This window comes from Pseudomonas sp. PICF6 (assembly GCF_009831705.1).
Classification (GTDB): domain Bacteria; phylum Pseudomonadota; class Gammaproteobacteria; order Pseudomonadales; family Pseudomonadaceae; genus Aquipseudomonas; species Aquipseudomonas rhizophila.
Genome location: NZ_WUUD01000024.1, coordinates 1 through 10,323, shown reverse-complemented (window position 1 = coordinate 10,323; position 10,323 = coordinate 1). Strand labels below are relative to the sequence as shown.

Sequence of the window (10,323 nt, the reverse complement as noted above, 5' to 3'; positions counted from 1 at the left end):
TTTGCAGACTTACGCCCAGACCGATCTGGATCTCGGCCAGCGCACCCGTGTCATGCGCGGCCAGGCCCTGGTGGAGCAGACCGGGCCCCATGCGGCGAAAGTTTATCGGCTGGTCAGCGACGCTGAAAAACTGATGCTGGTCGGGGAGGTCCGTCAGATCAGCGAGCAACTGGCCCGGGCAACTATCTACCTGCTGGCCGATGAGTTGGTGCGTTACTCGGTGGCCGAGCAGCCTGAACGCCTGGCGCAACTCAAGCAGGAAAAAGGCTTCGGGTTTGACCTGCGGCTGATGCCCATTACGCAGGCGGACATGGACGAAGACCAGCGTAGGCGCGTGGCCGAGGGCGACACGGTCATGGCGCTGGGCAAGGGCGGTGACTCGATCCGGGTGTTCGCCGGCATGGTCGGTACGCCGTGGGTGCTGGAAATCGGCCCGTTGTACCAGATGAACCCTTATCCGCCTGAGTGGCTGGTGCTGATCGCGGCGCTGGGGTTGAGCCTGATCGGGCTGATCGTTTACCTGTTGGTGCGCCAGTTGGAGCGGCGCCTGCGTGGTCTGGAATCGGCCGCCACCCAGATCGCCCAGGGCAGCCTGGAAACCCGGGTGCCGGCTCGAGGTGCTGACTCGGTAGGGCGATTGGCCGCCGCGTTCAACGGCATGGCCGAACACTTGCAGCAGTTGTTGGCGATTCAGCGGGAGCTGGTGCGTGCGGTGTCCCATGAGTTGCGCACCCCGGTGGCGCGCCTGCGTTTTGGCCTGGAGATGATCGGCAGCGCTACCACGCCCCAGGCCCGGGACAAATACCTGGCGGGCATGGATCACGACATCGAAGACCTGGATCGGCTGGTGGACGAGATGCTGACCTATGCGCGACTGGAGCAGGGATCGCCGGCCCTGAACTTCCAGCGCGTGGATCTGGATGCGCTGGTCAATCAGGTCATTGAAGAGTTGGGACCGCTTCGGGCCGGGATTACGGTCGAGCGCGGCCTGTGCCTGTCTGCCGCTGATTGCGATGGCGCCTGGGTCGAGGCCGAGCCGCGCTTCCTGCATCGGGCCCTGCAGAACCTGGTGAGCAATGCGATGCGTCACGCCAGCTCCCGGGTGACGGTCAGTTACCAGGTGGGTCAGTTGCGTTGTCGGGTGGACGTCGAGGACGACGGGCCCGGCGTGCCGGAGGCGGCGTGGGAGCGGATCTTCAAGCCCTTCCTGCGCCTGGACGACAGCCGTGCCCGTGCTTCAGGTGGTCATGGGTTGGGGTTGTCGATCGTGCGGCGGATCATCCACTGGCACGATGGCCGGGCATTGATCGGCAAGAGCAAGAGCCTGGGTGGGGCCTGCTTCAGCTTGAGCTGGCCGCGGCATCAGGACAGGTCTTGAAGGTGTGGCGCCTGTGCGGGCCTTATCGCGAGCGGGCTCGCTCCCACATTGAAATGCAGTCTCCTGTGGGAGCGAGCCTGCTCGCGATAAGGGCCTGAAAAACGCGACAAATCTCAGGCCTTGATCCCCACCAGACTCAACAACTGACCATCCTTCACACCAAACTGCGCCGACAGTTCACTGCCATGACGCCACTCGGCCGACAGGTCGGTGAGCAACTGCAGCCGAACCTGTCCGCTGTGGGTCCATTCCAGCACTTGGGCATGTTCGAAATAAAAGCGCTGCCTGACGATCGGGTACAGCGCCTTGAACAGGCTTTCCTTCACGGAAAAGGTCAGGGTCACCAGCAATGCTCGGTCATCTTGCGCGGTCGCGGCCATGCGCAGCAGTTCCGGCGGGGTGAGGATTTCACCGGCCAGGCGCTCGGCCCGCTCGGGATCGAGCAGGTTTTCCAGGTCCATGCCCAGCCCTTGCCAGTGGTGTTTTCTGGCGACGATGGCCGCGGCCCGGCCGGTGCTGTGGGTGATCGAGCCACTGACATGGGCCGGCCATACCGGGGCGCGGTCGTCACCGATGGCCGGCACACAGGTCTGGCCGTCCAATTGATGAAGGGCCGCTCGGGCGCAGATCCGCCCGGCAAGAAATTCCGCCTGACGCTTGGCCACCGAACGCTGGATGCTCGCGGGAGGCTCGATGGCACTGTTCGGAAAATCATCAGCGCTTAGCAGCAACGGATCGAAGCGGGTGCTCAGCAGCAGGGTATCGGGCAGGACTTGAGGCAACAGCCATTGATCGTCCAGGGGCGTGCAGCAGGCGGGCAGGGCGGGGAGAGCGTTCATGCCCGGCATTTTGCCGGGTTGGCTTGAGGCTGGGTAGTGGGGCATAAAGATTGTGAGCGGGTGAAGCTTTGTGGCGAGGGAGCTTGCTCCCTCGCCACAGGGGGGTGTTTCAGCTGAAGGATGGGGTTCAGCCAAAAATCTTCTTGAAGAACTTCTGCATGTCCGCCCAGGACTTTTCATCGGCTTGCTTGTTGTAGCCAATATCCGGCCCGCCATGTTCGCCGTGACCCAGGCGGTCGGCGTCGGGGTTGCTGAAGCCGTGCTTGGCGCCTTCAAGGTTGACGAAGGTGTAGTCGGCACCGGCCTTGTCCATTTCGCTCTTGAACGCGGTGACGTTGTCCGGGGTGACCATGCTGTCCAGCGCGCCATGTTCGACCAGGACCTTGGCCTTGACGCTGCCCGGTGTTGCCGGGGTATTGGTGACCAGCGCGCCGTGGAAACTCACCACGCCGGCCAGTGGAACACCCTGGCGCGCCGCATCCAGCACCACTTTGCCGCCGAAGCAGTAACCGATGGCGGCGATTTTGTCCGGGTCGGTATGGGGTTGTTTCTTCAACAGGTCGAGGCCGGCCTGGAACCGCGCACTGGCCGCCTTGCCGTCCTTGAGAGCCGCCTGCATGAACGCCATGGCGTCCTTGGGGTGCTCGGTGTTCTTGCCGTCGCCGTACATGTCGATGGCCAGCGCGCTGTAGCCCAGGCCCGCGAGGTCACGGGCGCGGCGCTTGGAATAATCGTTCAGCCCCCACCATTCATGTACCACCACCACGCCCGGGCGCGGGCCTTTGACCGCGTCGTCGTAAGCGTAGTAACCCATCAGTTTGGTGCCGTCGGCACTGGTGTAGGGAATCTCCTGGGTCTGGATGGCGGCGTGGCTCGCGGCGCTAAAGGCCAGAAGTACAACAGCAAGCAACCTGTGCATGACGGATCTCCTTGATAAGTGCAGGGGGTGAGACAGAACACTTTAGCCGATTCATTCAGCGCAGGTTCAGAGAACGTTCAAGGGCCATTCAGGGACGGTTGGTTAACGTGGCTGTGACTTCACAAACCACCCACGTTGCACAGGAGCTTGAACATGACTCACATGAAAACTCTGCTGTTGGCTTTCACGGTGCTGGGCGCCAGCGCCATGGCCCACGCCGATGACAACTTCGCCAGCCTGACCCTCGGCCAGACCAGCGACAAGGTCAAGAAGTCCGACGCGCTGAACGCTAACCTCAATCACCCGAACGCCGACGGTATCATCGGCAAGGACACCACCTATGGCGTCCGACTGGGCCGGCAAAACGACCAGGGTCGCTACTACGCCACGTACGACAACGTTTCGGGCACTCACAATGGCATTAAATTGCGCCAGGAAAACCTGCTGGGCAGTTACGATATGTTCTATCCGGTCACCGGCACCACCAAGCTGTTCGGCGGCGGTACGGCGGGCCTGACCAAACTGACCCAGGACTCCCCCGGCTATAGCCGTGACAGCGATATCGGCTACGCCGTGGGCTTGCAGGCCGGCATCCTGCAGAAGGTTTCACAAAACACCTCGCTGGAACTGGGTTACCGTTACCTGCGCAGCAACGCCAGCACCGAGATGAGCCCCCACGCAGGTGGCAAGGTTGGATCGCTGGACCTGACCAGCAGTGCCCAGACTTATCTCTCGGCCAACTACACGTTCTAAGGCTGGAAGGTGAGCGTGGTCAGCCGGATCGGCCCAAGACGATCCGGCGCCGCTTCTCGTAACCCGATGTGCATGACTGGACTGTTCGATTTGCCTGGGAGAGCCCCATGAAATTACTGGTCGTCGAAGACGAAGCCTTGCTGCGCCATCACCTGCAGACCCGTCTGACCGACAGCGGCCATGTGGTGCAGGCCGTGGCCAATGCCGAGGAGGCCTTGTATCAGGTCGCGCAATTCAATCACGACCTGGCGGTGATCGACCTGGGCTTGCCGGGCATCAGCGGGCTGGAGCTGATCCGCCGGTTGCGCTCCCAGGACAAGACCTTCCCGATCCTGATCCTTACTGCCCGCGGCAACTGGCAGGACAAGGTCGAAGGTCTGGCCGCCGGTGCCGACGACTACGTGGTCAAGCCGTTTCAGTTCGAAGAGCTGGAGGCCCGCCTGAACGCGTTGTTGCGCCGTTCCAGTGGTTTCACCCAGTCGACCATCGTGGCCGGTCCGTTGCTATTGGACCTCAATCGCAAGCAAGCGTCCCTGGGTGAGGAAGCGTTGGCGCTGACGGCCTATGAATACCGCATCCTTGAATACCTGATGCGCCATCATCAGCAGGTGGTCGCCAAGGACCGCTTGATGGAGCAGCTTTACCCGGATGACGACGAGCGTGACCCCAATGTCATCGAAGTGCTGGTGGGGCGTCTGCGGCGCAAACTGGAAGCCCCGGCCGGCTTCAAACCGATCGAAACCGTGCGTGGCCTGGGTTACCTGTTCAACGAGCGTTGCCAGTGATTCGTTCGCTACGGCTGCGGTTGATGCTGGCCGCCATGACCCTGGCGGTGTTGTTCATGCTGGCACTGCTGCCGGCCATGCAAGGCGCGTTCAGCCTGGCCCTGCAGGAGTCCATCGAACAACGCCTGGCGTCGGACGTGACCACGCTCATTTCCGCTGCCCGCGTGGAAAACAACCGCTTGAAGATGCCGGCGCAATTGCCCGATGAGCGCTTTAACCTCGCCGACGCCCGTCTGCTGGGCTACATCTATGATCGCGACGGGCGCTTGGTGTGGCGGTCCAAGGCCACTCGGGAAGAGAACATCAATTACACGCCGCGCTACGACGGCCAGGGCAATCAGTTCGCGCGTATCCGCGAAGACAACGGCCAGGAGTTTTTCGTCTACGACGTCGAAGTCAAACTGCTCGGGGGCCAGAGCGCGGCGTTCAGTTTCGTCACCCTGCAACCGGTGCGCGATTACGAAGTGACGCTCGACGGCCTGCGGGAAAATCTCTACCTGGGCTTCGGTGCTGCGCTGGCAGTGTTGTTGGCCCTGTTGTGGATTGGCCTGAGCTGGGGACTTCGCGCGTTGAGGCGCCTGAGCCAGGAACTGGACGAAATCGAAAGCGGCAGCCGGGAAAGTCTCAGCACCGAGCACCCCCGGGAGCTGCTGCGCTTGACCGGTTCCCTCAACCGCCTGTTGCATGGCGAGCGGGAGCAGCGCAGCCGCTATCGTGACTCCCTCGATGACCTGGCCCATAGCCTGAAAACCCCGCTGGCGGTGCTGCAAGGCGTGAGTGAAGACATGGCCCGGCGCACCGAAGATCGTGGACAGGCCTGGGTGCTGCAAAGCCAGATCGAGCGCATGAGCCAGCAGATCGGCTATCAGTTGCAGCGCGCGAGCCTGCGCAAAAGTGGCCTGGTGCGCCATCAGGTGCGCTTGCGCCCGGTGCTGCAAAGCCTGTGCGATACGCTGGACAAGGTCTATCGCGACAAGCGCGTCCACGTCAGCTTCGATCTGCCGGAGCAGTGCCATGTGCCGATCGAGCAGGGCGCCTTGCTGGAAATGCTCGGCAATCTGTTGGAAAACGCCTATCGGCTGTGCCTGGGCGAGGTGCGCATCAGCGTGCATCAGACCCTCGGCGGTATTGAATTGTGTGTCGAGGATGACGGGCCAGGTGTGCCGCCGGATCAACGCGCGCGGATTCTGCAGCGTGGCGAACGGCTGGATCGCCAGCATCCGGGGCAGGGCATTGGGCTGGCGGTGGTCAAAGACATCATCGAAAGCTACGGCGCCCGGTTGACCCTGGGGGATTCAGAGTTGGGCGGGGCGGCATTTCGGATTCATTTTCCGGTGCTTTGACTGCTAACGGATACCTGCTGGGATCAGACCTGTGGGAGCATGACTTGCCCGCGATGGCGGTCTCAAGGGCGCCATCGCGGGCAAGCCAAGCTCCCACATTTTGATCTGAGGGGCGCGCGGGTTGTGTGTCCACTGAAAATCTGCAGCCCCTCCATCAACTCTCCTGCTCCCGATAAGCCCCCGGCGTCACCCCCGTCCATTTCTTGAATGCCCGGTGAAACGCCGACGGTTCAGAGAATCCCAGCTGTTCGGCAATCTGCTGCAACGACAGGTCCGCGCGTCCCAGATGGTAGATGGCGATATCCCGCCGCAGCTGATCCTTGAGTTCCTGGAAGCTGGTGCCTTCCTCCCGCAGATGCCGGCGCAACGTCTGCGGACTGATGTGCAGATGGGCGGCGACGGTGTCCAGATCCGGCCAGCGTGCGGCGTCGCGGCTGAGCAGGCGGCGTAGCTGGCTGCTCAGGCTGTTGCCATCGTCAGGGCGTGACAGCAGGTCGGCGGGAGAGTGTTCAAGAAAGTGCTTGAGGGTTCGTTCGTCCTGCAGCAACGGCATATCCAGGTAGCGACTGTGGAACAACAGGCTGCAACGTTGCGCCTGGAACACCAGCGGGCAGGGGAACAACAGATCGTACTCAGCCCCATGGGCGGGCTTGGCATAGCTGAATGTCGCCTGTTCCAGACCGATCCGCTGGCCGATCAGCCAACTGCCGAGGCGATGCCAGATCACCAGCAGGCTTTCGGCCAGGAAATGGTCGGGGTCGCGCAGTGTCGTTTCATCCAGGTTCAAACGCACCCGTTCCCCTTCGGCCTCAAGCGTCAGGCTCGGGGCGTCGGGGAAGAGGCTGTAGAACAACAACCCGCGCTGAAGTGCCTTGCCCAGGGTCCGGCAGTGGATCAACGCGTGACACATCATGGCAAACGTCCCGGGTTTACTGGGGGCCAGACCAAATCCCAGATACTCGTCCCCCAGTGCCAGCCGCAGGGCCTGCAACAGGCTGGCGAACTGCGCTGGTGCTATGCGTGCTCGCGGCTCGTCCAACAGCTCGGGGCTGATGCCCAGCTGTTGCAACAAGGGAACGTAATCGAAACCTTGCCGGCGCGCACCACCCAGGGCGGCGCGGGCGAAGTGGCTGGCGATGGTGCGTTGGCGCATGGCAGGAATCCGTTTATTGAGCTGCCGATGGTAGCAGGGGCCTTGCGCTCGACAAGGCGGATATCCGCCAAATCCCGGAGCGAGAACGGCCTTGTGGGCGGGAATCCGCCATCTGCGTCTGGCTGTTCAGGTCTGTTTACCCGCGTGTAGCCCTTGTAGCTCAGGGGTTGTAGGCATTTTCCGGAAAATGGCATGGGCCTTGCGATAGGCATCCGCAGGTCTGCCGCCGTGCAGCCGCCAAAACAAATCCCTCCAGTGCAGGAGGGTTCGCAATTGAGGTTTCGTGGACGACAGGTGGATGTTGTCACACGGGACGCTTGAGGAAGGTTTGCCATGACGACTCGTCAGCCACTGTACAAATCCCTGTATTTCCAGGTGATCGTAGCCATTGCCATCGGCATTTTGCTCGGCCACTTCTATCCGCAGACCGGCGTTGCCCTCAAACCGCTGGGTGACGGATTCATCAAACTGATCAAAATGGTCATCGCCCCCATCATCTTCTGTACCGTTGTCAGCGGTATTGCCGGCATGCAGAACATGAAGTCGGTGGGCAAGACCGGTGGCTACGCGCTGCTGTACTTCGAAATCGTCTCCACGATCGCCCTGTTGATCGGTCTGGTCGTGGTCAACGTCGTGCAACCGGGCGCCGGCATGCACATCGATGTGACGACCCTGGACACCAGCAAGATCGCCGGTTACATCTCGGCTGGTAAAGACCAGAGCATCGTGGCCTTCATCCTCAACGTGATCCCGAACACCATCGTCGGCGCGTTCGCCAATGGCGATATCCTGCAAGTGCTGATGTTCTCGGTGATCTTCGGTTTCGCCCTGCATCGCCTGGGTGCCTACGGCAAGCCGGTGCTGGACTTCATCGATCGCTTCGCCCACGTGATGTTCAACATCATCAACATGATCATGAAACTGGCGCCGGTCGGTGCGTTCGGTGCCATGGCGTTCACCATCGGCGCCTACGGTGTCGGTTCGCTGGTGCAATTGGGCCAGTTGATGATCTGCTTCTACATCACCTGTGTGGTGTTCGTCCTGGTGGTGCTGGGCGCCATCTGCCGGGCCCACGGCTTCAGTGTCGTCAAGCTGATCCGTTACATCCGTGAAGAACTGCTGATCGTGCTGGGCACTTCCTCGTCGGAATCGGCCCTGCCACGCATGCTGATCAAGATGGAGCGTCTGGGCGCACAGAAATCCGTAGTGGGTCTGGTGATCCCGACCGGCTACTCGTTCAACCTCGACGGCACTTCGATCTACCTGACCATGGCTGCGGTGTTCATCGCCCAGGCCACCGACACGCCGATGGACCTGACTCACCAGATCACCCTGCTGCTGGTGCTGCTGCTGTCGTCCAAAGGTGCTGCCGGCGTGACCGGTAGCGGCTTCATCGTGCTGGCGGCCACCCTGTCGGCTGTGGGTCATCTGCCGGTAGCCGGCCTGGCGCTGATTCTGGGTATCGACCGCTTCATGTCCGAAGCCCGCGCCCTGACCAACCTGGTGGGCAATGCTGTGGCCACCATCGTGGTTGCCAAGTGGGTCAAGGAACTGGACGTAGACCAGTTGCAGAGCGAACTGGCTTCCGGCGGTCGCGGCATCTCCGACACCCGTGAAGAAGACGACCTGGGCGTGGCCGAAGGCCCAACCCCTGCTGCTGTGAAGTAACTTTTCGCTGCAATAAAAAACCCGCTTCGGCGGGTTTTTTTATTTGAGGGATTTTTCAGTCGAGGATGCTGTTGCTGAGCGCAATGGTCAGCCAGACTGACACCTGCGGTAATTGCTCCACCGCCAACCCCTGCCTAGTCTTGAGGGCATCATCACGCGGAGATCGCCCATGCAAGGCCCACTGGCATCGCTCAAGGTTCTGGACTTCTCGACCCTGCTGCCCGGCCCGTTCGCCTCGTTGTTGCTGGCGGACATGGGGGCCGAGGTGTTGCGCATCGAGTCGCCGACCCGCCCGGATCTGTTACGGATACTGCCGCCCCATGATCAGGGCGTCTCGGCCAGTCATGCCTACCTCAACCGCAACAAGCGCAGCCTGGCCCTGGACCTCAAGCAGCCGGCGGCGCTGGAGGTGATCAAGCAGTTGCTGGGCGACCACGACATCCTGCTGGAACAGTTCCGCCCCGGTGTGATGGAGCGGCTGGGCCTGGGGTACGAAGCCTTGAAGGCGATCAATCCCCGATTGATCTACGTGTCCATCACCGGCTACGGCCAGACCGGGCCCTACAAGGACCGCGCCGGCCACGACATCAACTACCTGGCCCTGGCGGGGCTCGCCAGCCACACCGGGCGTGCCGACGCTGGGCCATTACCGCTGGGCATTCAGGCGGCGGACATCGCCGGTGGTTCCCTGCACGGGGTGATCGGGCTGTTGGCGGCGGTGATCGCCCGTCAGCAGACCGGGCAGGGCCAGCATCTGGACGTGAGCATGACCGACTGTGTGTTCAGCCTCAACGCTTTGGCCGGTGCCGGTTATCTGGCCTGCGGTGTGGCACCTGAGTGGGAAAACCAGATGCTCAACGGTGGCAGCTTCTATGACTATTACCGCACCCGGGATGGCCGTTGGATGTCGGTGGGCAGCCTGGAGCCGGTCTTCATGCAGGCGTTGTGCGAGACCCTGGGACGGCCGGAGCTGGCGGCCCAGGGGCTGTCGCCCCATCCAGATCAGCAACGGCAGCTAAAGCAGCAGTTGCAGGCTGAATTCGAGAAGCATGATTTCGCTGAGCTTTGCCGGTTGTTTGCGGGGGTTGATGCTTGCGTCGAACCGGTGCTGAGCCTGGAGGAAACACTCAGGCATCCCCAGTTAGCGGCCCGGGACGTCGTGACCCAGGTGCCTCGTGGCGATGGCTCGAGCCAGGCGCAGATGGCCTGTCCGTTGAAGTTCTCGCAGGGCTTGCCCGAGCCTCGGCATATTGGCGCGGAGCTGGGAGCGCACACGGATCAGGTGTTGGGGGAGTTGGGGTTCAGTGTTGAGCGGATTGCGCAACTGCGCGATGCCGGGGTGGTTTTGTAGCGTTCTTTCGGGCCTCATCGCGAGCAAGCTCGCTCCCACACTGGACCTATAGCACTCACAGAATCCCTGTGGGAGCGAGCCTGAACTGGCCTAATGATTTTGGACACTTCAATCGGGCGCTATGATGGCGCCCA

At 62.0% G+C, this 10,323-nt stretch carries 9 protein-coding genes; 6 read left to right on the top strand and 3 right to left on the bottom strand.

Features of this window, described 5'->3' with window-relative positions; translation table 11 throughout:
• The coding region (locus GSM73_RS15655) for an ATP-binding protein (protein ID WP_160893195.1) at positions 1-1,378 on the top strand (1,378 nt) is incomplete at its 5' end.
• A 113-nt stretch (positions 1,379-1,491) separates the two neighbouring features.
• On the opposite strand, the gene GSM73_RS15650 is transcribed toward GSM73_RS15655, so the two are convergent.
• Both GSM73_RS15650 and GSM73_RS15645 read right to left on the bottom strand, forming a co-directional pair.
• Complete coding sequence (locus GSM73_RS15650; protein ID WP_218277734.1) at positions 1,492-2,217, bottom strand: 4'-phosphopantetheinyl transferase; 726 nt, start codon at positions 2,215-2,217, stop codon at positions 1,492-1,494.
• A gap of 127 nt (positions 2,218-2,344) precedes the next feature.
• Positions 2,345-3,136, bottom strand: a complete 792-nt coding sequence (locus tag GSM73_RS15645; RefSeq protein WP_047228751.1) for a dienelactone hydrolase family protein — start codon at positions 3,134-3,136, stop codon at positions 2,345-2,347.
• 153 nt (positions 3,137-3,289) lie between these two features.
• Here GSM73_RS15645 and GSM73_RS15640 point away from each other — a divergent pair, with 153 nt between their 5' ends.
• The 3 genes from GSM73_RS15640 to GSM73_RS15630 all read left to right on the top strand — a co-directional run bounded on the left by GSM73_RS15640 (position 3,290) and on the right by GSM73_RS15630 (position 6,017).
• A complete protein-coding gene (locus tag GSM73_RS15640; protein ID WP_160893171.1) occupies positions 3,290-3,889 on the top strand; it encodes a hypothetical protein in 600 nt (199 codons plus the stop codon).
• A gap of 107 nt (positions 3,890-3,996) precedes the next feature.
• Positions 3,997-4,674, top strand: a complete 678-nt coding sequence (locus GSM73_RS15635; RefSeq protein ID WP_047228749.1) for a response regulator — start codon at positions 3,997-3,999, stop codon at positions 4,672-4,674.
• On the top strand, positions 4,671-6,017 hold the full coding sequence (locus GSM73_RS15630) for an ATP-binding protein (protein ID WP_047228748.1): 1,347 nt from the start codon (positions 4,671-4,673) through the stop codon (positions 6,015-6,017). Before GSM73_RS15635 ends, GSM73_RS15630 begins: the two co-directional genes overlap by 4 nt.
• A gap of 154 nt (positions 6,018-6,171) precedes the next feature.
• Here the strand turns inward: GSM73_RS15630 and GSM73_RS15625 are convergent, their stop codons facing one another.
• On the bottom strand, positions 6,172-7,170 hold the full coding sequence (locus GSM73_RS15625; protein WP_160893169.1) for an AraC family transcriptional regulator: 999 nt from the start codon (positions 7,168-7,170) through the stop codon (positions 6,172-6,174).
• Positions 7,171-7,503: 333 nt separating this feature from the next.
• Between GSM73_RS15625 and GSM73_RS15620 the strand changes: the two genes are divergently transcribed.
• Both GSM73_RS15620 and GSM73_RS15615 read left to right on the top strand, forming a co-directional pair.
• Positions 7,504-8,838 carry a dicarboxylate/amino acid:cation symporter gene (locus GSM73_RS15620; RefSeq protein ID WP_047228746.1) on the top strand — a complete coding sequence of 445 codons (1,335 nt, stop codon included), beginning with the start codon at positions 7,504-7,506 and terminating at the stop codon, positions 8,836-8,838.
• 169 nt (positions 8,839-9,007) lie between these two features.
• On the top strand, positions 9,008-10,189 hold the full coding sequence (locus GSM73_RS15615; RefSeq protein WP_160893167.1) for a CaiB/BaiF CoA-transferase family protein: 1,182 nt from the start codon (positions 9,008-9,010) through the stop codon (positions 10,187-10,189).
• Positions 10,190-10,323 lie beyond the last annotated feature (134 nt).

Bases quoted from the DNA above. Each gene is read 5' to 3' on its own strand.
- GSM73_RS15650 (WP_218277734.1), bottom strand. From the start codon at position 2,217: ATGAACGCTCTCCCCGCCCTGCCCGCCTGCTGCACGCCCCTGGACGAT.
- GSM73_RS15645 (WP_047228751.1), bottom strand. From the start codon at position 3,136: ATGCACAGGTTGCTTGCTGTTGTACTTCTGGCCTTTAGCGCCGCGAGC.
- GSM73_RS15640 (WP_160893171.1), top strand. From the start codon at position 3,290: ATGACTCACATGAAAACTCTGCTGTTGGCTTTCACGGTGCTGGGCGCC.
- GSM73_RS15635 (WP_047228749.1), top strand. From the start codon at position 3,997: ATGAAATTACTGGTCGTCGAAGACGAAGCCTTGCTGCGCCATCACCTG.
- GSM73_RS15625 (WP_160893169.1), bottom strand. From the start codon at position 7,170: ATGCGCCAACGCACCATCGCCAGCCACTTCGCCCGCGCCGCCCTGGGT.
- GSM73_RS15620 (WP_047228746.1), top strand. From the start codon at position 7,504: ATGACGACTCGTCAGCCACTGTACAAATCCCTGTATTTCCAGGTGATC.
- GSM73_RS15615 (WP_160893167.1), top strand. From the start codon at position 9,008: ATGCAAGGCCCACTGGCATCGCTCAAGGTTCTGGACTTCTCGACCCTG.